Source organism: Pontibacillus yanchengensis, assembly GCF_009856295.1.
GTDB lineage: Bacteria > Bacillota > Bacilli > Bacillales > BH030062 > Pontibacillus > Pontibacillus yanchengensis_A.
In genome coordinates, this window is the sequence record NZ_WMEU01000001.1 from 153519 (window position 1) to 177758 (window position 24240).

Annotated in this window: 22 protein-coding genes; 5 read left to right on the plus strand and 17 right to left on the minus strand. The window is 37.9% G+C overall.

From position 1 onward, the window contains the following. Positions 1 to 176 precede the first annotated feature (176 nt). The 7 genes from GLW08_RS00720 to GLW08_RS00745 form a co-directional block, all read right to left on the minus strand. Positions 177 to 2729, minus strand: coding sequence for a heavy metal translocating P-type ATPase (locus GLW08_RS00720; RefSeq protein ID WP_160846684.1), 2553 nt, complete (start codon positions 2727 to 2729; stop codon positions 177 to 179). A 31-nt stretch (positions 2730 to 2760) separates the two neighbouring features. Continuing rightward, positions 2761 to 3132, minus strand: a complete 372-nt coding sequence (locus tag GLW08_RS00725; RefSeq protein ID WP_237458249.1) for an ArsR/SmtB family transcription factor — start codon at positions 3130 to 3132, stop codon at positions 2761 to 2763. Positions 3133 to 3300: 168 nt separating this feature from the next. Beyond that, positions 3301 to 3948, minus strand: coding sequence for a C45 family autoproteolytic acyltransferase/hydolase (locus GLW08_RS00730; protein WP_237458327.1), 648 nt, complete (start codon positions 3946 to 3948; stop codon positions 3301 to 3303). After that, complete coding sequence (locus GLW08_RS21750; protein ID WP_237458250.1) at positions 3917 to 4183, minus strand: hypothetical protein; 267 nt, start codon at positions 4181 to 4183, stop codon at positions 3917 to 3919. The genes GLW08_RS00730 and GLW08_RS21750 overlap by 32 nt, the downstream gene beginning before the upstream one ends. 197 nt (positions 4184 to 4380) lie before the next feature. Further along, on the minus strand, positions 4381 to 6534 hold the full coding sequence (locus tag GLW08_RS00735) for a type IA DNA topoisomerase (RefSeq protein WP_160846686.1): 2154 nt from the start codon (positions 6532 to 6534) through the stop codon (positions 4381 to 4383). A gap of 530 nt (positions 6535 to 7064) precedes the next feature. Beyond that, positions 7065 to 7871: a DUF692 family multinuclear iron-containing protein gene (locus GLW08_RS00740; protein WP_160846687.1), complete on the minus strand. Its 807-nt coding sequence runs from the start codon at positions 7869 to 7871 to the stop codon at positions 7065 to 7067. A 79-nt stretch (positions 7872 to 7950) separates the two neighbouring features. Further along, positions 7951 to 9081: a glycosyltransferase gene (locus tag GLW08_RS00745; RefSeq protein WP_160846688.1), complete on the minus strand. Its 1131-nt coding sequence runs from the start codon at positions 9079 to 9081 to the stop codon at positions 7951 to 7953. A 513-nt stretch (positions 9082 to 9594) separates the two neighbouring features. Between GLW08_RS00745 and GLW08_RS00750 the strand changes: the two genes are divergently transcribed. Continuing rightward, positions 9595 to 9981 carry a PadR family transcriptional regulator gene (locus GLW08_RS00750; protein ID WP_237458328.1) on the plus strand — a complete coding sequence of 129 codons (387 nt, stop codon included), beginning with the start codon at positions 9595 to 9597 and terminating at the stop codon, positions 9979 to 9981. 185 nt (positions 9982 to 10166) lie between these two features. Then, positions 10167 to 12113, plus strand: coding sequence for an AMP-binding protein (locus GLW08_RS00755; protein WP_237458251.1), 1947 nt, complete (start codon positions 10167 to 10169; stop codon positions 12111 to 12113). 142 nt (positions 12114 to 12255) lie between these two features. On the opposite strand, the gene GLW08_RS00760 is transcribed toward GLW08_RS00755, so the two are convergent. The 10 genes from GLW08_RS00760 to GLW08_RS00805 form a co-directional block, all read right to left on the minus strand. After that, positions 12256 to 13059 (minus strand): FixH family protein, encoded by an 804-nt coding sequence (locus GLW08_RS00760; protein WP_160846689.1) that lies wholly within the window; start codon positions 13057 to 13059, stop codon positions 12256 to 12258. A 206-nt stretch (positions 13060 to 13265) separates the two neighbouring features. Continuing rightward, positions 13266 to 14741, minus strand: a complete 1476-nt coding sequence (locus tag GLW08_RS00765) for a UDP-N-acetylmuramoyl-L-alanyl-D-glutamate--2,6-diaminopimelate ligase (protein ID WP_160846690.1) — start codon at positions 14739 to 14741, stop codon at positions 13266 to 13268. Between the two features lie 120 nt (positions 14742 to 14861). After that, the gene (locus tag GLW08_RS00770) at positions 14862 to 16391 is read right to left on the minus strand and encodes an acyl-CoA carboxylase subunit beta (protein ID WP_160846691.1); all 1530 of its coding nucleotides are present in this window, start codon (positions 16389 to 16391) and stop codon (positions 14862 to 14864) included. A gap of 19 nt (positions 16392 to 16410) precedes the next feature. Beyond that, positions 16411 to 17193, minus strand: a complete 783-nt coding sequence (locus GLW08_RS00775) for an enoyl-CoA hydratase (protein ID WP_160846692.1) — start codon at positions 17191 to 17193, stop codon at positions 16411 to 16413. Beyond that, the gene (locus GLW08_RS00780) at positions 17190 to 18101 is read right to left on the minus strand and encodes a hydroxymethylglutaryl-CoA lyase (protein WP_160846693.1); all 912 of its coding nucleotides are present in this window, start codon (positions 18099 to 18101) and stop codon (positions 17190 to 17192) included. The genes GLW08_RS00775 and GLW08_RS00780 overlap by 4 nt, the downstream gene beginning before the upstream one ends. Before the next feature lie 16 nt (positions 18102 to 18117). Further along, positions 18118 to 18330, minus strand: coding sequence for an acetyl-CoA carboxylase biotin carboxyl carrier protein subunit (locus GLW08_RS00785; RefSeq protein ID WP_160846694.1), 213 nt, complete (start codon positions 18328 to 18330; stop codon positions 18118 to 18120). Beyond that, positions 18327 to 19679, minus strand: a complete 1353-nt coding sequence (locus tag GLW08_RS00790; protein WP_160846695.1) for an acetyl-CoA carboxylase biotin carboxylase subunit — start codon at positions 19677 to 19679, stop codon at positions 18327 to 18329. The genes GLW08_RS00785 and GLW08_RS00790 overlap by 4 nt, the downstream gene beginning before the upstream one ends. Positions 19680 to 19691: 12 nt before the next feature. Continuing rightward, entirely contained in the window at positions 19692 to 21338 is a 1647-nt protein-coding gene (locus GLW08_RS00795; protein WP_160846696.1) for an AMP-binding protein, read from the minus strand. Positions 21339 to 21392: 54 nt separating this feature from the next. Continuing rightward, positions 21393 to 22535, minus strand: coding sequence for an acyl-CoA dehydrogenase family protein (locus GLW08_RS00800; RefSeq protein WP_160846697.1), 1143 nt, complete (start codon positions 22533 to 22535; stop codon positions 21393 to 21395). A gap of 66 nt (positions 22536 to 22601) precedes the next feature. Beyond that, positions 22602 to 23240: a TetR/AcrR family transcriptional regulator gene (locus tag GLW08_RS00805; protein ID WP_160846698.1), complete on the minus strand. Its 639-nt coding sequence runs from the start codon at positions 23238 to 23240 to the stop codon at positions 22602 to 22604. Positions 23241 to 23443: 203 nt separating this feature from the next. On the opposite strand from GLW08_RS00805, the gene GLW08_RS00810 reads away from it, so the two are divergent. The 3 genes from GLW08_RS00810 to GLW08_RS22320 are packed head-to-tail and all read left to right on the plus strand — an operon-like array spanning position 23444 to position 24176. Continuing rightward, positions 23444 to 23764, plus strand: a complete 321-nt coding sequence (locus GLW08_RS00810) for a hypothetical protein (RefSeq protein WP_160846699.1) — start codon at positions 23444 to 23446, stop codon at positions 23762 to 23764. Then, complete coding sequence (locus tag GLW08_RS22315; RefSeq protein ID WP_423808686.1) at positions 23740 to 23895, plus strand: diguanylate cyclase domain-containing protein; 156 nt, start codon at positions 23740 to 23742, stop codon at positions 23893 to 23895. Before GLW08_RS00810 ends, GLW08_RS22315 begins: the two co-directional genes overlap by 25 nt. Then, the gene (locus tag GLW08_RS22320) at positions 23880 to 24176 is read left to right on the plus strand and encodes a GGDEF domain-containing protein (RefSeq protein WP_160847844.1); all 297 of its coding nucleotides are present in this window, start codon (positions 23880 to 23882) and stop codon (positions 24174 to 24176) included. Before GLW08_RS22315 ends, GLW08_RS22320 begins: the two co-directional genes overlap by 16 nt. Positions 24177 to 24240 lie beyond the last annotated feature (64 nt).

The window sequence follows — 24240 nt, forward strand, 5'->3', positions numbered from 1 at the left end:
TTTATGAGTATCAGAAATAAAGAAGTTCGCCTAAGTACTAAATTTAACATAAAATTCCACAAATGTATCTAATAGTATGGATTCCATCACATAGCAAAAAAACGCTTGGATTGGATCCAAGCGTTAAATAATAAGCCCTTCAAACTATGATTTTACTTCAAAAACGATATTATCCCCTATTTTTGCCTTAATAACCTCATACTATTAAGAATAACAACTAATGCTGCACCGGTATCACTTAGAACGGCCATCCATAAGGTTAAGAAGCCAGGGAATATCAGGACCAGTGCTGCTAATTTAGTTATGACTGAAAACCAAATATTTTGTTTAATAATAGTCAATGCTCTACGGCTCAAACGAATAGTGTGTGGTAATTTCTCTAAATTATCTGCCATGAGTACAATGTCGGCAGTTTCCATGGCTGTATCTGTTCCGGCACCACCCATTGCAATCCCGAGGTCAGCTGTTGCTAGAGCTGGTGCATCATTGATTCCATCTCCAACCATAGCAACGCGCTTTCCTTCATGCTGAAGTTTCTTAATGGCCGAAACTTTATCTTCTGGTAATAGTTCAGCAAAATAACGATCAATACCTGTGTCGTTAGCGATTTTTGTTGCTGTTTCTTCATTGTCTCCAGTCAACATTACCATCTCATTCATTCCTACTGCTTTGAGTGTCTTAATGGAATGTACAGTAATATCACGGATCGTATCTGCCACAGCAAATATACCAAGAATCTTCTTATGAGTACCTACCACAACCATTGTATTTCCTGTTCCCTGTAAAGCATGGATACGTTCTTCTATTTGTTCTAGAGTTACGTTTAATTCTTTAAACAACTTAGGGTTGCCAGCAAAGTATTCGACACCATCTATTGTTGCTTGAGCTCCTTTTCCAGCGATTGCTTGAAAAGCTTCCCCATTTTTAGCCAGGATATCTCGTTCTTCTGCGTAGGTGGTGATGGCTTTAGCAATAGGATGAGTAGAATACTCTTCTATTGTTCTTGCAATAGCAATGAGCTCTTCTCTGTTGTCGTTAAGGCTAATTACTTCTGTTACCTTTGGTTTTCCCTCTGTTAACGTTCCTGTTTTATCAAAAGCAATTGCTTGAATTACGCCAGCTTTTTCTAAAAACGTACCTCCTTTGATTAATACCCCTCTCTTAGCTGCATTGCCAATAGCAGAAACAATAGCTACAGGTGTAGAAATCACAAGAGCACAAGGACACGCCACTACTAATAAGGCAAGCCCTTTGTAGAGCCAATCTCCCCAGGTGCCAAAGCCTAATAGTGGAGGAAGCACCATAACAAAAAGGGCTAATACAAAAACAATTGGAGTATAGACACTGGCAAAACGATCAACATAAGCTTGAGTAGGAGCTTTTTGCTCCTGTGCTTCTTCAACTAGATGAATAATCTTGGCAATCGTTGTATCTTCCACGAGTTTCGTTACTTTTATTTCTAAAGATCCATTTTCGTTGACCGTACCAGCATAAACCGTATCCCCTTGTTGTTTTTCTACAGGTAAGGATTCTCCTGTGATAGGGGCTTGATTAATACTGGATATTCCAGTTAGGATTTCACCATCAAGGGGGATTTTTTCACCTGGTTTGACGATGATAATATCATTAATCTCAACTTCTTTGACGGCCTTACGAATTAGTTGCTCACCGATTTTAACGGTAGCTTCTGAAGGTGTTAGGTTCATTAAACTTCTAATAGAGTCACGAGTGCGTTCGATTGATCTGCTTTGCAGTGTATTTCCTAAAGCGAAGAGCCAGACTACCATAGCTCCTTCAAACCATTCACCAATAAAAGCTGCTCCAATTGCTGCGGATGCCATCAGAACATTCATGTCAAGAGATCTACTTTTAATTGCATAAAAAGCACTTCTTGCTGGTTTAAAACCACCTATGAGAATAGCAGTGCCATATAAGACCATAGATAAGCTTGAAACAAGATTTGCAAAGGAAGCAATCGCACCAAGCGCTAGAAATATTCCAGATAGGGTGGTCGCAGAACCTAACAACATTTTTTTATCAGCTGCTTGCTTGTTGTTTTGTTCAGAGGACTCTAACCCAGCATCAAAACCTGCTTTTTGTACTTCTTTTACTATGTCTTTTGAAGTTGTAGCATGCTCTATTCTCATGTTTCCAGTGGAAAAGTTCACACGAACCGTATGCACATTGGGATTCTTACTCAAATGATTTTCGATTGTTTTGGCGCAAGAACCACAATCCATCCCTTCAATTCTGTAAGTCTCTTGGCTGATATTAGAGTCGACAAGAGCGGCCTCAAAACCTAATTTTCTGACTTGCTTTGGAATTGTGCTATAAATGGAAGGGTCCTCCGCTACGACTGCCATCTTTCCAGTTCCATAATTCACTTGTACCGTTTGAATTCCGTCAGTCTTCCTTAACCCTTTTTCAATGGTAACTGCACATGAAGGACAGTCCATTCCCCTAATGTTATACTCCACAATATTATGTTTATCATTTCCCTCGTTACCCTCTTCCTGTGTGTTTTTAGTGCTTTCATTGTTGCTGCTGCAGCAAGATGTGGTGCTTGTTTCCTTTTCACAACAAGGTGATGCACTTTTATTTTTATCTTTGTCTTGATTCATCTTGGTTTCTTCCCCAGAGCAGCAGGAATTGGTAGTTTGGGGAGCTTCTGCATTATCCAGCTTATTAGAACAGCAACTTGATTGTTGGTCTTTTTCTATTTGACTCATTTTATGTTCCCCCTCTATACGTCCACAAGAGTTATGATTCCTTTGAGTGAACCAAAGCTATCGAAACTAGTTGATGTACATGATCATCTGCTAAAGAGTAAAAAACAAGCTTTCCTTCTTTTCGATATTTAGCTAATTTCATGTTACGCAACAATCTTAAATGATGGGAAGCTGTAGCCGTCGTTGAGCCAATAATATTAGCCACATCACAAACACAAAGCTCTTTTTCTATTGATAATGCATAGGCAATTTTCATTCTCGTAGCGTCTGATAGTGCTTTAAAAATTAATTCTACGCCTTCCACCTTTTCTATTTCTGGTTGTACTCTTAGGACGACTTCCTCATCATAGCAAAATGTATCACACGTTTCTTTATTGGATTGTTTTATTACTTTTTCACTCAATTTATACACCTTCATTCAAATAATTGTTTTAATGTTTGTTTATAGTGTATGTTTTTGTTCTTCCAAGGTCAACAGAAAATATTCAAATGGGCATTTGAATAAAAAGACTTCCTAAAGTTAGGAAGTCTATACATCTCGTTACACCAATAAGAAGAAATATTATAGCTCTTATTCAATATAGCCTTTTAAAACCTGTACATTTATATCTTCACCATCCACCCACTTTTGCAAATCCATATCTAATACTTGATTACTTTGAGCAATAGAGGTTAAGATCCTTGAATTTTGATAGGGGTATGAAAATGTATGTAGTGTTCCAAATTGATTTTCATAATCAGTAAAGTAAACTGGAGAGTTCTTACATTTAAACATGTTGAATAGTTCGTGTTGGAAAAGATATCCACCTTTAAACAAATTCAAGTAGTCGTTTCTCTTTATAGACCCTTCTATATTTGTTCGATTCTTACTTTTTAGCAGTTTGGTTTGAAAATGATTCACACAGGTTAATGATGCACCATCATTCCTTACCGCAACTTGTTCTGGACTAGCTTCTACAACAGCTATATTTCCTTCTCGATCTCCTATGGAAAAATTATAGCAAGCAGCGTGAGGGATTTCTTTAAGCAAAGACACCGCTTCATCTAAGGAAGAACACGTATCTAAAACCATTCGTATCGAAATCCACGGTGATACCCCTTTTCTATAATCCTCATGACTAACAAAATGCAACCTTAAGACTAATCCTTCTTGGTCTACTCCATCATGCCTACCTAGAATTTGAAGATTATACCCTACTGATGCTAACCGCTTCTTCAGGCTGAACTAAACTAAAAATACTGTCATAATAATCTGGAGAAGCCAATCCTTCTAACTCTTCCAACAGATTTGGAGCATATGTTTCATATATAGATTTCATATTGTCATGATCCATCCCTTGCTTAGTAAGTTCTTTCCATACTATCAAGGTATTTCGAATCATCCTTCCTGTAAGAACCCCAATTTGAAACGAAGTATCTCTTGTTTGAAACACATTAACGTAAAAGTCTGACATAATAGGTATCCTTTCATGACCATCAGAGTTTCTAGCTCTATTATATTTATTATGTTCACTAAGTTCCTGTTATTTTGTGCTTCGATTAGACAGATTTCTTCCTGAAAGAAAAAAAGGAGCTAATGATTTTAAAAAGCATCATTAGCTTATATTAGCTTTATAGATGGGATAATTTGAGGTTGAATTATTGGATTAAACTAGTCATTAGTTTTTGATAGATTATCTTTAAAATCAAATCTTATTTTGAACTCTTCGTCTAATTTTAGTGCTGTTTTGAATGGTTTTTTTCCTTTAAATCCTTTAAGAACTCTCGTTTGTTTCTTCTGACAAAGTGTTTTAATCATGTTCGGTGTTAATGTTTTCCCTGCTAATTTCTTCGGAAATGTGACGTTGCATCCTTCTTTATAATTAGAACATCCATAGAATTTGTAGCGATCAACAATTGATCCAGTCATACAAGAGGGGCATCTAACAATCTCTTTATTATTGTTTTGTTCCGCTCCTTTTGTTTGTTTAACTTGTATATGACCAAGGGTGTTGGGTGTTTCTTCTATTAATTTCTCTATGAACTGGCTTGTTTGCTTTATGAACGTTTGTTTGGAACCTTGACCGCTTCCAATCTTTTTTAGATAAGATTCCCATTTGGCCGTCATACTAGGACTAGATAGAAGTGTGCCCTCAATGGCTTCACATAGAGTTATCCCCTTATCTGTTACATATACGACATTCTTTTTTACTTCTATATATTGTTGGTTCTTAATCGTTTCGATAATACTAGATCGTGTTGCTTCCGTACCAAGACCTTCGACTTCCTTAAGCATTTCTACGTCTTCTTCATTGTCGATAAGCTTTCCACAAGTTTTCATCATATTAATCAGATCGCCTTCTGTGTAAGGCTTTGGTGGCTTTGTCATGCTCTCTTTTAAATGAACATGTGCCTTTACACCTTCGCCGTTATATACATCAGGTAAAATGGAGTCTTTCTCTTGATTCGATTTTGCAGGCTTAGGGAACAATTCCTTCCATCCACGCTTTACTTCTGTCTTACCTGTTGTTTTAAATGGCAACCCATTTACATCAGTTATGATGGTGGTTTCTTCATATACATAATTTTCATGAAACATAGCAAGTGTGTTCATCATAATCTCATTATAGATGTTACGTTCCTCATAACTTAAGCTAGCTAGTTTTTTAGTGGTAGGAACCGTTTTTGTCGGGATTATTGCATAGTGTTCCTGAACTTTGTTGCTGTCTACGTATCGCTTATTCGGCTTAAGGGAGACTGGTGTAAAGGAAACGTTCATAGTTTCCTGATACTTAGAAAGGTTCTTCAATAAGTAAGCAAATTCATTTTCTGTAATAAAGTTACAGTCTGTACGTGGATATGTAACTAATCGTTTCTCATATAATTTCTGCATTGTTTTCAACACTTTTGAAGGGCTGTATTTCCAACGTTTATTCGCTACACTCTGCAATGTAGATAAGGAATGAAGTTTTGGAGATTTTTGTTGCTTCGTTTTCTTCTCCACCTTTTGCACTGTACCCGGTAGCTCTTCTTTTTCCTTAAGTCTATGCTGATCCATTATAGCTTGTACTTTGGCCTTGTCGGTTTCTTTGATGTTTGCTATGCCTTTATATGTACCTTTATCCGCTTGAAAATAACTTTCAATCTGATAAAAAGGTTCTGGAACAAAGTCTTCAATCTCTTTTTGCCTTTGATATATTAAATAGACGGTAGGTGATTGTACTCGACCGATTGATAGATATCCTGAAAATCCTTTTGTTTGCAGCAAAACTGTAAATAGACGACTGGCATTGATACCTACCATCCAATCGCTAATCTGACGTGCCTTAGCTTCATCGAACAAAAACAAATCCTTTTCATTATTTTGTAGCTGGTTAAACCCTTTTCTGACCTCATCTTTTTCTAGGGAGTTAATCCATAAACGTTTGATTGGTTTCCCTTTTACACCTGTAAGTCGTAGGATACTATAGAAAATATTTGATCCTTCCCGGTCCACATCGGTTCCATTGATGATAACGTCTGCTTGTTGGAAAAGGTGTTTAACGGTTTTGAATTGAGCCCATTTGCCACTGGATACTTTTTCATAGAATTGATCTGGAACTATAGGTAACTGATCGAGCTTCCATTTCTTCCATTCAGGTTTGTATTCATGAGGCTCTTGTAATTCTACTAAATGGCCAATCCCCCACGTAATGGTCGCACCATCGGGAAATGTGTCGTCTGGTTTTAATTCGATATGTGTTTTGGTTTTTTCTTTTATTTGAAATGCGTCGGCATATGCTTTTGCTTGAGACGGTTTCTCTGCTAAGATGACCACTCGTGTCATGGTCTTCACTCCTTTCAACGAAACACAACTGTACTATGAGAATAAACGGAAGGCAAATGAAAAGTGTAAATGGAGGGGATAGAAGCTGAAGAAAGGTATTGTAAAGTTGATGTTGATAGAATCGATAACTCTACATGTATTTTACCACATAAAGGGAAAACTGCTTAGTAATATATACTGAGGTATTGTGAACGCTAAGCAGAACCTACATGCTTCAGATAACTAGTTCATCGAATTTCAAACCTCATCGTCCAAACGATGCTTTTCTTATTATAGGAATCAATCGAAACTGTTTTCACGCCTATAGTAAAATCCATCAAATGAAGGGAAATTATGCTTATTCTGTCTTTTTATAAACTAAATTTTACCATAAATGTCCTGTGCTATTAATAGTTAAAATCCCTCAAAACAATAAATAAGTGTATGAGAAATAGCATTAATATCTACGAAATCCTAATAGTATAAAATATTAGCATAAAAACACACTGTCTGTTAACGTTATCACCTTTACAGAAACGTTTGTTCGTATTTTATATTCCATCATGTTTAAATTGGCTATTCACTATATCACTCAACCTCTGCAGTTGCCTTTCTAACGTGTCCTGATCACTTCTCCACTCCATCTTCTTTCCTGTTCCTCCATACTCCAACGTGACAAAATCAGGAGATGTTTTGGTAAGTGTGAAGGCTAATAATTGATAATCTTCTTCTGCCATTTCTAAGTGCCGATCTTGTAGTCCATTTTCTGGATCATATTCTGGACCGCAAACATGAATCTCTCTAATTCGATGTAGCGGTAACTGGTCTAAATAGTCGTAAGGTGATTCATTTCGATGATAGGCAGCAACTCGTAAATGAGCTAAATCAAGTAGAAGTTCAACACCTGTGTCTTCACATAATGAATAGATAAAGGATGGATCTGATACACATTTATATACTTCACTCCTAGAGTCATAAGGAACATTTTCAATAAGCAGATTTACATCAAGCTTTCCTTTACAATAGAGGATCCCATTATGTAAACGTTGTTTAATAGCTTCTATTGTCGCAGGATGATTGGGCCAGTAGTTATGACGACCAGATAGGTGAATCGCAATATGTGGTGAACTACATTCTTGAATCGCATTATTGATATCATCCCAATCCATTTCCTCAAGATTTGATTGTGCTGCATTGGGTAATGTATGTAGTAAAACAGGTCTTACTTTACGAGCGAATTGTACCTCTTTTGTATAAACATCCCAGCGAGAGAGTTTAATCCAATCTACTGTTACTTTTTCTTGATGTAATAAGTTCAATAATTCTGCTGAATAATTACAAGCTAATTTTATCATCATGGTCCCTCCTGATTACATGTAAGATTTATTCCATACTAAAAAGACTAAAACCTATGTTTTAGTCTTTTTGTTAGTCATTTCATTGTGCTTGTTTCATAGCTGTTACACCCAGAACCTCCTCATATACTTCGAGGATTTGTTCAGATGGTTTAGTCCAGCTGAATTTCTCGGCTTCCTCTCTAGCATTTTCTCTCATGCTTTGGTGAAGAGCCGGATCTTCTAGCTTTTCTACAGCTGTAATTAAACTCTGCGTATCTTCATTTTCGAATAATAGGCCAGTTCGTTCATCATCCACCTGTTCCATAGTAGGTCCACTCTTGGCAGCAATGACTGGTAAGCCTGAAGCCATTGCTTCTAGGATAACCAAACCTAATGTTTCTGTAATAGATGGGAAAATAAACGCATCAGCTGATGAGAACGCTTGAGATAGTTCATTACCATGTAAGAAGCCTGTGAAAATGGTATTTGTACCGGTAAATTTATTTTCTAATTGCTCCCGAACAGGTCCATCTCCTACGATGGCCAACCGAACATCACTACGTTTTTCAAGTAAAGGCTTTAGCTTATGAATTTCCTTTTCCGGTGCTAAACGACCCACGAATACAAGTAGCTTTTTTTCAGGCTCCCCACCGGACAAACGGTTACGCATATCTTCATTATAATGGCTCGGATGGTATCGATCTATCGCCACCCCTCGCTTCCAAACATGAACATTGTGAAAACCATGCTCATCCAATTCATTTTTGACAGCTTGAGAGGTACACAAATTAAGATCTGCTTTATTGTGCAGGCGTTTAAAATACCACCATAGAATTGGCTTAAATGGATATAAATTATAATAGTCCATATATTTTGGTACGTGAGTGTGATAAGAAGCAATTAATGGAAAGTTAAGAAGACTTGCATACTTTACTCCACTAACTCCTAGTAATGCTGGGTTCACCACATGTACTAAATCAGGTTGATGTTTCTCCAGGAGATCTTTAACAATTTTATTTGGTAGTGCAAACGGTCGGTACCTATAGAAAGGTAAATTTGTTGCTTTTACCCCTTCAATAATTGCTCCTTCAAATTCCGTAACGCCAAGATCAGGTGCAATAACAACAACTTCGTGATTTTGTTTGCGTAAATACTTAATAGCTTCTGTTAACCTTGTTACAACTCCATCTGTAGAAGGCAGAAACGTTTCTGTTATTATCGCAATCTTCACTATACATACTCCTTTGTCTTCCTATTAATGAAACAGTATTCCACTTGATAGGAGTTTTTATCCTAGTATCGATGAAACCAAATATCGTTACTTCCAAACAAAAGACTGAAGCATATATCTTGTGCTTCAGCCTTATAGAAATGGAATAAATACATGTAACGTGACAGTGTAATACAATCTTTGAGTCGACGACGCTCTCTAAAGAGAGAACTATATAATAGTTGATATCACCATAATTCCTAACATTCTTATCATACCAAGAATCTACCATAGAAATCATTATAAAATCCATTGATATTTCTAAAGAATATGTGGAATTTAATTTAACGTAAATATTACATGGCACATTGTAACATAAACAGTGTAAAAATACATTATTTATTGTTTTAGTTGTTTTTTTTCTTTGTTTTTTATTATCTACTTGGAGTTACTACTAAGTATAGATATGATATAATTAGAAAACAATGAATATTTTGGATGGATTTCCATGAAATAAACCCTACTAAAGGCGGGATGAATTTGTCTAGTAAAAACAATCCAAAAAAGTTTGCCTTGAACATGTCAGCCGCTCAATTCACAAAGTTTTACGTCTTACATTTGTTACACAAACGTACATCCATGATTAGTGAACACTTTAAAGAAGAGTTTGCTAAGTTAACTGGCAATTGGCGCCCAGCTCCATCTACTCTTCTGGATACATTACATGAAATGACAGATGAAGGTCTTCTCCAACGAAAAGAAGATTACAAATCCTATGAGAAAAAACGTCAAAAAGTTTACTGGTACCGTGTTACAGAAAAAGGTACAGAGGAATTTGAAGTTCTTAAAAAACATTATAAGGTGCTTTTTGATGAGCAATTAGATATTTTAAAACGAATTATGAATGAAATCTATCAATAGATTTCATAAAAAGAGCAATCATCTTCGCTATGTTTGCTCTTTTTTATTTCCTTCTAATCATCCTTTCTATCCTGTATTTTATTTGACAACGATATTTCACCCCCCCAGTTCAAAGCGCTTTCATTTTGTTATATAATAGACACTAGGAAGTTTCAGAATATTCGTATGACGAAGGAGGATTCGATTTGTCACAACACGCAGTATGGTTTCCTAGTGAAACATACAAAAAACAAACTCGATTGTATCAATGGATGAACTCACTTGGTTACACAGATTACGATGCCTTTCATGAAAAATCTATTGATGAAATAGAATGGTTTTGGGATCAGGCCGTTTCAGAACTTGGCATTGAATGGTTCCATGACTACAATCAAACATTAGATTTATCCAAAGGAATCAAGTATCCAAATTGGTTTGTTAACGGTAAGTTGAATGTTACCTACAATGCAGTGGAAAAGTGGGCTAATGATACGGATATGGCAAATGAACTTGCCCTTATATGGGAAAGTGATGAAGGATTAACTCGTATGTTTACTTATAAACAACTACTCAAAGAAGTAAATCAAGCAGCTGCTGGTTTTCAAGATATAGGAATAGAAAAAGGAGACATCATTGCTTTATACTTACCTATGATTCCAGAAACCCTTTTTTCCATGCTAGCCGCTTCTAAAATTGGTGCGATTTTTTCACCAGCATTCTCAGGTTATAAAGCAGACGCCATTGCGACTAGAATAAATGCATCAAAGGCCAAAGTACTCATAACAGCTGATGGATTCCACAGACGTGGTAAAACAATGCTTATGAAAGAAGAAGCAGACAAAGCAATCAAACAGTGTCCCTCTATAGAAAAAATGATAGTAGTTGAGCGTTTAGGTTCGGAAATAGATCTGGATGCGTACAAAGAAGTAACATGGTCGACCATGACGAAAAATGTAACCGATTTCAAAACCGAAGAAATGAACGCTGATGACCCTTTTATGATTATTTACACCTCAGGTACTACTGGTAAACCGAAAGGAGCTCTTCATACACATAGTGGCTTTCCTATTAAGGCTTCCTTTGATGCTGGTATTGGGATGGATGTAAAAAAGAAAGATACTTTATTTTGGTACACAGATATGGGATGGATGATGGGTCCATTTCTAGTGTATGGAGGGTTGATTAATGGTGCCTCCATTGTCATGTTTGAAGGAACACCTGACTACCCTAACCCAGATCGATTGTGGGATATTGTAGAAAGACACCAAGTGACACATCTTGGCATTTCACCTACACTAGTCCGCTCCTTGATGAAGAACGGGACAGATTGGGTCAATCAACATGATTTATCAACCCTACGAGTGATTGGAGCAACAGGAGAACCCTTTAATCCAGAACCATGGATGTGGTTATTTAAAGATGTCGGGAAATCACAAATCCCTATCTTTAACTATTCAGGAGGAACGGAAATATCAGGTGGAATGCTAGGCAATGTATTGGTAAAACCAATTGGTCCGGTAACCTTTAATTCAGCCTTACCTGGTATGGACGTACAAGTATATAATCATCAAGGAAATTCAGTCTCTAACCAAGTTGGCGAGCTTGTACTCCTTAAGCCATGGGTAGGTATGACGAAAGGGTTTTATAAAGAAAATGAACGGTATGAAAAAACATATTGGAATCGCTGGCCTGACACGTGGGTACATGGAGACTGGGTTATCCATGATGAGGAAGGATTTTATACCATTACAGGCCGATCTGATGACACGTTAAACGTTGCCGGCAAGCGAACGGGACCAGCTGAAATTGAATCTGTACTAGTTGAACATGATGCAGTAGTTGAGGCCGGGGTAATCGGAGTTCCCCATCAGGTTAAAGGCGAAACCCCCGTTGCATTTGTCGTCTTAAAACCCCATATGTCTGAAACAGATGCCTTAAAAGAAAAGATTTTGCAACATACTATTTCTGTTTTAGGAAAAGCATTAGGACCTAGTAATCTTTATTTTGTAGAGGACCTACCTAAAACAAGAAATGCTAAGGTAATGCGAAGAGCTATTCGAACAGCATATTTAAACGAAGAGTCTGGAGATTTATCAGCATTAGAAAATCCTCAAGTGGTGGAGGGAATTCGCAAGCTTGGTCAGCATACTTAAGGTTAAGTGAGCTTAATAGCGCAGAAGTGCCTATTTAGCAAGGAATGGGCTGCGGTACACCAAGGAATATACAAGCAAACATTTTAAAATTTCTTAAATAACAAAAAAAGAGCTGCAGAATCATATCTGGAGCTCTACTTCTTTATTCAACCGCCACCATTTTTTCTTTATGACTATGCATATCGCCTTTTTTATAGTGAAGATTCACATGGTATTCCCCTTGTTCTTTAAATGTATAAGCTACGGAATATTCACCTTGTTTACCTTCTTTAGCATCTACATATTCGTGTTTTTCGTCCCCATTTTTCCAAACTTCAAACTGTATTTCTGCTTCGGTTAAAGGTTCATTATCTTTTTGTAAATGACCTACCAGGGTAACCTCTTCATTCACAGGTAGCTTATCATCTAACATGACATGCGCCACTATGCCACCCTCACCATGATCAGATTCTTCACTACTACCTTCTTCATAACTTTCCCCTTCATCCATTCCTTCCTCATTGGATGAACCATGATACATTTCTCCAATTTGCAATTCTTTTTGTGGCATATTATGCATGCCTCTTGCTGTCACATGTGAAATAACATAATAGGTACCTGGTTCATTTACTGTTTTCTCTATTTCATAAACACCCTTTTCAGTAAATTCACCTTCTACTTTTTTATGCTCTTCTTGGCCTTTCTTCCAAAATTCAAACTCCACTTCATCTGCATCATTTACGTTCTCATCACCCTGGGTTACCTTAGCCTGAATAGTGAAAGACTCTTTAGGCTTTAATTGGTCGCTTGAAGGGTCTGTTGAAATGGAAACTTCAATCATTTCAGGTACATCATCGGAATCACTTGATGAAGCTTTGTTTCCTTCTTCTTTTGGTTGACCTCCACAAGCAGCTAGAATAAATAAAGCAAACATAAACATAAAGGTTTTCATTATTGTTTTTTTCATTATCATATTTCCTTTCTACCAAGTAAGTATCATTCTTAACTAAACAAATCTTTTTTATAGGCACAACTACTACAAATATAACGCAATACATACTCTTTTGTAATTCATTTTAAAAAGTGTTTTATGAATTCTTTGTGAACAAAAGTGAACGAAATATCTCAAGAAAAGCCACAGCCCTATCATGGACTGTGGCATACTTTAAGTGTTTATGATGATGCTGGTGAGGATGCTAAACGACTCTTCACTACTTCTACATCATTAAATGGGAGTACTGTTTCGCCAATGATTTGATCTGTTTCAAATCCCTTTCCAGCGATTAGAATAATATCTCCTTGTTCAGCTAGAAGGATGCTTCGTTCTATTGCTTTTCGTCGATCTTCAATAACTTCGTAGCTGGATTCAAGTAATACCCCTTCTTCTATATCTTGGATGATGGTTGAGGGGTTCTCAGACCGAGGATTATCTGATGTTAAAATCATATGATCGCACCATCGACTGGCTATCTGTCCCATTTTTGCTCTTTTTTTAGGGTCTTTATCTCCACCACAACCAAATACCACCATCAGTTTTCCGGCCGTGTAAGCTCTTATGTTTGATAGGACGTTTTCCAGCGCATCTGGGGTATTAGCATAATCAATCATAACAGAGAACCCTTGATCAGATTCAATAGTCTGCAAGCGCCCCTCAGGACTTTTTACAACAGCTAACGCTTCTTTAATTTTTTCAATTGAAAGCCCCATTTGTAAACAACTCGCAATGGCAGCTAATGAGTTGTACACGGTAAATTCACCCGGGATAGGGACACTGATTTCTTCGGTTAGATTTTCCCCTTCTAGTGTAAAAGAAACACTAGAAGCAGTACTGGTAATAGAAACAGCCCGTAAATCCGCTTCTCCATTCGTTATTCCAAACGTTGTGTATTTTCCTATACTAGCATCAATGAAATCATGGGCATGCTCATCATCAGCATTGATGATGGAGAATGGACAGCTCTTGAACAATTTCAATTTCGCTTGTTTGTAGTTGTCGAATGTTCCATGATCATCTAAGTGATCCTGGGTTAGATTCATAAATACACCAATATCAAAATCACATCCATTTACACGGTCCAGAGCAAGTCCCATCGAAGAGACTTCCATAACAACATCCGAAACGCTAGATTGTTTCATCTTAGAGAAGGTATCTTGAAGGTCCAGCGCTTCTGGGGTTGTTGGTGTCGTTCGTCGACTTTCTATATCCATTTCGTTCACTTTATTTCCTAGCGTTCCAATGCTGCCCACTTTTCGGCCAGCATGTTGTAGAATGGAAGAGATCATATGAGATACAGAGGTTTTCCCATTCGTCCCAGTTACGCCTACTAACCGAAAATCTCTGGAAGGATACTGATAGAATTGACTAGCTAATGAAGGTAAGATAGAACGAGCCTTGTCCACTTGGATCACCGTTAAATCTTCTGGTATAAATTCCAAGGCTACTTTTCTTTCGACTATAATCGCTGAAGCCCCTTTCATGACAGCCTGTGCAATATAGTCATGTCCATCAGTACGTTGTCCTTTTATACATACAAAGAGTGAGTCCTGCTCAATATGCTTAGAGTGATAGGAGATTGATTCAATATACGTATCTTCTGTGCCTTGAATCAATTCGTAGTCAATATTATTTATTACATCGTTTAATTTCATGGAAACACCTCTTCCTTCAAAATCTCTTCTCTTTATTATATAAGTATACATGCACTAAATGACAAGGAGCAAAACCCCCGTATATGAAAAATACGAGGGTTTTGCTTCACGTTTTTTAGCTTATACAGGATATACCCCATGTTTGCGTTCTGTAAAGGTTAGATTTTTAGATTCATATACCTCAAATCGTTTAATGAGTTCATCTCGCAAACGATTTGGAGTAATTATCTCATCTACAACCATTTCGGAAGCAAGGCGATAGATATCAATATTTTCTTTGTATTCTTCTTGCTTCTCTTTTATAAATTGAGGTCGTTCTTCCTCTGGTAGTTCAGCTATTTTATTTGCATACACCGCATTCACTGCTGCTTCAGGTCCCATAACGGCAATCTGGGCACTAGGAAGGGCAATGCAACAATCTGGTTCAAACGCAGGGCCTGCCATGGCATATAATCCAGCTCCATATGCTTTTCGAACGATGACAGAGATCTTAGGGACAGATGCTTCACTCATGGCTGAAATCATCTTAGCACCATGACGAATGATACCGGCTTTCTCTACTCGCGTTCCAATCATAAATCCTGGAATATCTGCTAGGAATAGAAGCGGAATATTAAAAGCATCGCATAGATTAATAAACTTCGCTGCTTTATCTGCAGAGTCATGGAACAGAACGCCACCTTTCATGCGTGGCTGGTTGGCAATAATGCCAACTGGTTTCCCATTCATACGGGCTAACCCTGTTATTAATTCGCGAGCAAAAAGTTTTTTTATTTCACAGAATGATTCTTCGTCTACTAGGTGATCAATAAACTCATACATATCAAAAGGGGCATTTTGATTTTCCGGAATTAATTGTTCAATCGTTTTTTCATGTTCTTTAATCGGCAATGCTTCTTGGACAGGTGGCTTCGCTTTATAATTTTGTGGAAAATAGGCTAAGTAATGCTTTGCGTACTCTATTGCTTCTTCCTCAGATTTTGCTAACACGTCTCCGCATCCTGATTCTGAGCAGTGCATTTTAGCTCCACCCATTTCTTCCAGCGTTACTTTTTCCCCGATAACTTTTTCAGCCATACGTGGAGATCCTAAATACATCGAAGCATTTCCTTCAACCATCACGACGATATCACAAAATGCCGGAATATAAGCACCTCCTGCAGCAGATGGTCCAAACAATAAACACACTTGAGGAACACGACCAGATAACTTCACCTGATTATAGAAGATGCGCCCTGCTCCTCTTCGACCAGGGAACATTTCTACTTGGTCTGTAATTCGTGCGCCTGCTGAGTCAACTAGATAGAGCATAGGAATCTCTAATTTTTCAGCTGTTTCTTGAATTCGAATAATTTTTTCAACCGTTTTTGCTCCCCATGAGCCGGCCTTTACAGTGGAATCATTTGCCATTACACATACAGATTGGCCGTTGATTTTGCCTATCCCGGTCACAACCCCATCAGCAGGAAGACTTCCATCTTGAGCATTTGCAAAAAAGGCATCTTCTAATTCGATGTCATCATCAAATAAAAGCTCAAGGCGTTTTCTGACAAACATCTTTCCTTTTTCTTCATTGCGCTGATGGTACTTTTCGCCACCACCTTTTCTAATTGTTTCTACTCGTTCTTCAAAGGCTTCTTCAAATTTCATATCTTACACCCTCCTGTCTTTATTCTCCTCTAAAATTAGCCTTTCGCTTTTCTTTGAATGCTTCTAATCCTTCAAGCCGATCTTTAGTAGGTATGGTCGTTTGATAACACATCCACTCAATTGCAAGTCCACTATGAAGGTCTACTTCATACCCTTGTTGAATAGCATGTTTCGCTTGCTTTAAAGCTATGGGTGCATTGGCAGCAATACGTTCTGCTTGTTGGAGAGCCTGTTCCATTAAAGTCTGTTGTGGTACCACTTGTTCCACTAAACCAAGAGTTGAAGCTTCCATTGCATCAATCCGTTTTGCACTGAAGATTAGTTCTTTGGCTTTCCCAAGTCCTATTAATCTAGGCAAGCGCTGTGTACCACCTGCGCCAGGAATAATGCCAAGCGAAACTTCTGTTAACCCCATCTTGGATGTCTCTGACGCATATCGAATATCACATGCAAGGGAAAGTTCAAGCCCTCCCCCAAAAGCTGCACCATTTATTGCAGCAATAACTGGACAAGGAATAGACTCCACTTTATTGACCACTTCACCAATTCTATGTACGGTTTGAACGACTTGTTGTTGGGTCATGGTTGAACGTTCCTTTAAATCTGCTCCTGCACAAAATGATTTCTCACCAGAGCCAGTCACAATGACACACCGAATAGCGTCATTTTGTTTTACCTCATGAATCAAAACCTCTAAATCATCCATCAATTGATGAGAAAATGAGTTTGCCGCTTCAGGACGGTTTAATGTAATTATGGCAATATGGGAACCGCTCATTTCTAAGGTCACTGCATTCGTCATTGGGAGGCGCCTCCTTTATTCAATATCTGCATATGATGGGATGGTAAAGATTTATTCATCTTTTGCTGAATAAATTGTCCCGCATCAAGAAGTCTTTCGTGCTCAATTCCTGTATTTACATTCATCCCTTGCAACATGTACAAAAGGTCGTCCGTAGCTAGATTACCAGATGCCCCTTTTGCATAAGGACAACCACCAAGTCCACCAAGAGCACTATCAAAGGTATGATAACCCAATTGTAATGCTGTTAGAACATTTGCAAGTGCAGTGCCATGTGTATTATGAAAATGCAATGCCAAATGGTCTTTATTAAAATACTTATCCATGGTTTTTAGAACGTGTTCAACTTGAACTGGATTAGCTACACCTATCGTATCGCCAATCGAAAGTTCATCAATGCCCATTTCAAAAAGCTCATGACAAACTCTGAGTGTATTATCAATAGAAACGGAGCCTTCATAAGGACAACCGAAGACAGTTGAAAGATACCCTCTCACGGATTTTTGTTCTTGTTTCGCCTCATTTACAACTTCCTGGAGTACTGGGAATGTTTCCTCAATACTTTTATTAATGTTCTTTTTGTTATGCGATTCTGAAGCGGACATAAAAATGGATACTTCATCCACGTTAGCTTCCAGTGCTCTTTCTAATCCCTTGCGATTAGGGACTAAGGCTGCATACGTTATATCTTTTTTCCTTTTTATCGCCTTAGCAACTTCTAGTGCATCTCCAAGTTGAGGAACCCATTTTGGATGAACAAAGGATGAAATTTCAATATAGGATAAACCAGTCTCTGATAACTGGTTTATCCATTCTACTTTATCCTCGGTAGAAATCATTTCTTGTTCATTTTGAAGACCATCCCTAGGTCCTACTTCCTTCACTGTTACTTTTTGAGGGATATTCAAGAAAAATACCTCCTATCTATTCTAGGATTGCGACAACATCGCCCTCGTTTACGAAGTCCCCTTCTGACACTTTTAATTCTTTAACTGTACCATCATCATCTGTTGGAACTGGAATTTCCATTTTCATAGATTCTAAAATAAGTAGATCCTGTCCAGAAGATACTGCTTCCCCTTCCGCTACAACTATTTTCCATACACTTCCTGCCATGTTTGCTTTTACTTCCATCATTTTGCTTCCTCCTTTAAATAGTACGTTTCAATAAAGTGTGTGTTTGTATTGCCTCGTTTAAATGCATCAAGAGCTAGGATGTCACGTAACATAGGAAGATTTGTTTTTATTCCTTCTACGTGATATTCCTTTAGTGCTTTCTCCATTAATTGAATGGCATCGTTTCGATTACTTGCTGACGTGATACATTTCGCGATCATTGGATCATAGAAAGGAGATACAAACGAACTACCATCTACAGCAAGTTCATGCCTAACGTAATCTCCTTCAGGTAAGGATAGACTAGTCATTTGGCCCGGAGCAGGATAGAACGTCTTTGGATCCTCAGCATAGATACGAACTTCTAAAGCATGTCCTTGAATCATCAAATCCTCTTGTTTATGACGTAATTCTTCCCCAGCAGCAATACGGAGCTGTTCCTCAACAATATCTAATCCGGTTATTTCTTCTGTGATAGGGTGTTCTACTTGCAAACGGGTGTTCATTTCTAAAAAGTAAAAATGTTGATCTTTATCTACTAAAAACTCTATTGTTCCAGCGTTTTTATAACCAATTGTTTTAGCTGCCTTCACTGCTGCCTCTCCCATTCGCTGCCGTGTATCTTCTGAAATAAACGGAGATGGTGCTTCCTCAATTACTTTTTGATGACGTCGTTGTATCGAACATTCACGCTCAAATAAATGGATAGTATTCCCTATTCCATCAGCTAGAATTTGTATTTCCACGTGGTGTGGTTCTACAATCTTCTTCTCAAGAAACATCGTTCCATCCCCAAAGAACATCGTTGCTCGCTTGGAATTGCTTTCAAAAGCCTTTTGCAATTCTTCATCATTGTTTACGATTTGCATGCCGATGCCTCCACCTCCAGCAGAAGCTTTTAGCATGATTGGATACCCTATCTCCTTTGCTGCCTCGATGGCATCCTCAGGAGTTTCTACAGCAGACTCTGTCCCTGGTATGACAGGCACGCCTGCTTCCTGCATGGTTTTTCTAGCTGCAACTTTACTGCCCATTTTGGTCATGACATCAGGTGAAGGTCCAATGAACGTAATCCCTTTCGCTTCAATAGAATTTGCAAAGTCTCCATTTTCGCTAAGAAGTCCATACCCAGGATGAATAGCATCTACATTAGCTTGCTCCGCAATCTCTAGGACTTTTTCAACATTTAAATAGCTTTCATTCACTCGAGAACCACCAAGGGGGTAACTCTCATCAGCTTCTCTCACGAACGGTTTATCTGCATCTGGCTCCGAATAAATCGCAACAGTCTGGATGTTCATTTTTTGACATGTACGAATAATACGAGATGCAATTTCTCCCCGATTAGCGATTAATACTTTTTGAAACATTGAACATCCTCCTTATTTTACATTTGTATTAACGATTTCTTCTGCTTCCTGACGCAACTTGAATTTTTGAATCTTTCCACTCGCGGTCATAGGGTATTCATCCGTAAATTGTATATATTTTGGTATTTTATGCCTTGAAATTTCCCCTTCACAAAAGGCTCGAATGTCTTCTTGTGAAGGTGTGGAGACATCTTCCTTCAAAATGACAAATGCCATGAGTTCTTCCCCGTATTTTTCATCTGGAACTCCGATGACCTGTACGTCTAATATATCTGGATGCTGGTACAAGAATTCTTCTACTTCTCTAGGGTAAATATTCTCCCCACCGCGTATAATCATATCTTTTATCCTACCAGTAATTTCAACGTATCCTTGTTGATCCATCACCGCAATATCCCCTGTATGGAGCCAACCTTCTTCATCGATGGCTGCGTATGTCGCTTCTTTATTTTTATAATAGCCTTCCATGACAAGGTAGCCTCGTGTACATAACTCCCCTGGTTCGCCTTGTGGTACTTCTTCTCCAGTTGATGAGTCAATTACTTTCACTTCTACATTTGGATGCGCCTTCCCAACTGTACTTACACGGAGTTCAATAGGATCATCTGTCCGGGTTTGTGTTATAACTGGAGATGATTCGGTTTGACCATAGGCAATCGTGATTTCCGTTGCCCCCATTTTATCCATTACATTTTTCATTACTTCCATAGGACATGTAGAACCAGCCATGATACCTGTTCTAAGATGCTTGAATTCAAAGTCGTTGAATGAAGGATGATTTAATTCCGCAATAAACATCGTCGGTACACCGTGAAGTGCAGTGCATTGTTCTTGTTCAACAGCTTTTAGAACTTCTTCAGGGTCAAATTGCTCCAGGATTACCATCGTACTTCCTTGAGAAACTGCTGCCATCGTCCCTAGTACACAACCAAAACAATGAAAGAATGGTACAGGAATACAGAGACGATCATCTTCTGTTAGTTTCATGCACTCAGCAACTTGTTTACCGTTATTAACGATATTGTAATGAGATAACATGACTCCTTTAGGGAAGCCTGTTGTTCCAGAAGTGTACTGCATGTTAATGACATCTTTAAAATGCAATGTTTCCTGTCTTCTTTTAAGCACTTCATCTGATAGCTGTGTGCCTTTTTGAATGATTTCATCCCATGTGTAAAGGTTTTCATAATTTCCTTCACCTAACACAACGATATTTTTTAAGTTTGGTAGATTCGGGGCGAAAAGTTCCCCTTTTGGTGATGTTTCTAATTGAGGACACACTTGAAATAAAATGTCCAAGTAAGAAGTGCCTTTAAATTCTTCAGCGAGTATTAACGTAGTTGCATCTGATTGCTTTAGTAAGTATTCTAGTTCCTTCGCTTGGTAGTTCGTATTGACTGTTACAAGGACAGCACCCATTTTCCCAGTAGCAAATTGGGATACTAGCCACTCTGGTTTATTATCTGACCAAATAGCTACATGATCTCCTTTTTCGACACCAAGTGCCATAAACCCTTTCGCTGCATCGTTTACCATTTCATTAAATTCTTCATAGGTCTTCCTGAGGTCATGTTCTGGATAGACAAATGCTTCATAGTCCGGATATTTTCTCGCTTTATCTTCTAACAATTCACCCACAGTTAGTTGTAAAAGGGACATGCGTAACCTCCTAATTGATTATAAATCATAAGACAGCACAATAGTTCTAAACTATTAACACCCTAATTCACGACTAATTACCAAGCGTTGGATTTCTGATGTTCCTTCTCCGATTTCTAATAACTTTGCATCACGAAGGTATCGTTCCACTTCATATTCACGCATATAGCCGTAGCCTCCATGGATTTGGATAGCTTGGTTCGCTGAACGGAAAGCGGTTTCAGAAGCGAACAATTTAGCATACGCAGATTCTTTCTTAAATGGCTTACCTTGATCCTTCAACCATGCTGCTTTCATTACCATATTTCTAGCTAAATCCACTTCCATAGCCATATCTGCTAACTTGAATTGGATTGCTTGAAACTTGGAAATAGACCTCCCAAATTGTTTACGTTCTTTTGCATATGCCAGTGCTTTATCAAGTGATGCTTGAGCAATGCCAACTGCGAGTGCAGCAATAGAAATCCTACCACCATCGAGAGTATATAAAAATTGATTAAAGCCCTTCTCAGGATCACCTAAGACATTTTCTCTTGGTACACGAACATCCTCTAGTACAATCTCGGACGTATTGGATGCGCGTACGCCCATTTTGTCGTAATTACTATTAATCTTCATTCCTTTTGTCCCTTGAGGAACGATAAATGCCGAAATGATACTCTTTCCTTTGTCGTCTTTGCCTGTGACAGCGGTAACCGTTATATTCCTTGCATACTCAGCGTTTGTAATCCAGGACTTTTCGCCATTAATTACATACTCATCACCATCTAGTTCTGCACGGGTTTGCGTTCCTCCTGCATCTGATCCAGCATTTGGTTCTGTTAAACCGAATGACCCTAGAGCTTCCCCTTTAGCCAAAGGGACTAAGTACTCTTGTTTCTGTTCTTCTGTGCCGAAATAGTAGATGGGACTAGCTCCAAGTGATACAGCTGCAGCATAACTTAACCCAGTACCTGCACATACACGACCAATCTCTTCAACAGCCAGTGCGTACGTTAACGTATCCCCACCAGCACCACCATACTTCTCCGGAAACGGGATTCCAAGAATACCGAGTTTCCCCATTTCATCAAAAATATCTTTAGGAAATTCAGAATTCTTGTCTAATTCGACTGCTCTTGGTGCAATCACTTCTTGAGCGAAATCACGTACCATCTTTTGGGTCATTTCTTGTTCTTTTGTTAATGAGAAATCCATTTTAACACTCTCCTTTATGAGTAGAGATACCGACTGGTTGGTCGGTATTGCTCAAAAGTAAAACCTTTAATCATTGTCAAATAAAAAAGCTTCCTTCAAAAAGTACTCTTGGTTCGTGTCTTTATTCATTTCTTCTGAGGTTAGGAACGCATGTAGTATAATATCTACATAAATCGAAGCAATTTCATCAATGGGTTTTTCTCCTTCTCTTCGATACCATTTATACGTCCAGTTAACCATTCCTAACAAAGCCATACCAGCAATTTCTGGTGGCAGTTCATTACGAAACTCACCTGCATCTTGACCTTTTCTAATCACTTCAAAAATATTTTGCTTAAATTGATCTCGCTTTTTCTTAATTAGCTCCTCGTAATGAGGCTTTAAATAAGTGCTTTCTTGATAGAACACATAAATATGGGCTTTATAGAGGTCAAATACTCGAACAAAAGAATGAACGATAGCTTGTAACTGATCCGTCGGGGCTTGATACGTTTCCTTTGCTTGATTGGCCTTATCTAATACATATGTAATAAACGTATCGTGTATCACATATAAAAGTTCATCCTTAGAATGAAAATAGTGATAAAAACCACCCTTTGAAGCCCCACAATGTTCTACAATTTGATTGATAGATACACCATGATAACCATGTTTTTCAAACAAATCCAGGGAAGATTGGATTATCCTCTCTTTCAACTCTGCCATACACCTTCTCCTCTACCTTTCCTCAAACTAACCTCTATGGTGATATTTTATCATAACTTTCAGAAAACAAACATAATTAATTTTCCCTGTTTTGAATAGTCTATTGTTCTTGTTTCGCTAGCAAAAGAACTACAGAGATGAATTCTGATTTACTTTAGTCATTATTAGCCATTAATCCTACAGCGGAACAAATTCTATACAAATTGACAAATAGTAGACCTAACAACCTTCTTGGAAGACCTATCGATGAAATTCTTTCTAGTTCAGAGCTTTTAGATGCATATCGCGCACAAATTAAACAAGATTTTGAAATTGAGATAAAAAATGACCAACAAGATTTCTACACGGTACAGATTATTCCTATATTTAATAACCAGAATCAACCTTCAGGCGTACTTTCTATTTTCTCAAATATTACCGATCGAAAAAATATGAACGGGAACTATATAAAAAAGCAATTACAGATGATCTTACCGGTCTATTTCATCGAAAACATTTCATTAGTAATGCGACCCAATATTTAAACCATTATACTGATATTTCTGTATTGCTAATGGACATTGATAATTTTAAGGGTGTCAATGACAAATACGGTCATGATGTGATGTTGGAGACGCTGTTTAAAAGGGATTCGCGAAGATTGCTTATGATGTAATTGGAGATGAAGGTATTATAAGTCGCTTTGGTGGTGAAGAATTTGCTGTATTATTACCTGGATTAAATCAATATGAAAGTTCAATAAAAGCAGAACAATTACGCGCAATAATCGAAAGCCACTCTATTCCATCAGAACTTGAAATTGTCATGATTACAGTTAGTATAGGAATAGCAACCAAAAAAGACCCCGCAGACACATTCGCATTCCTATATAAACAAGCAGATGCAGCATTATATAATAGTAAGCAGGCTGGTCGAAACAGTATTTCCTTAGGTTAATCAATTAGCTTAATTAATTGACACTATCTTAGATAACACTTCATTAGTATGTATTCTATAATGA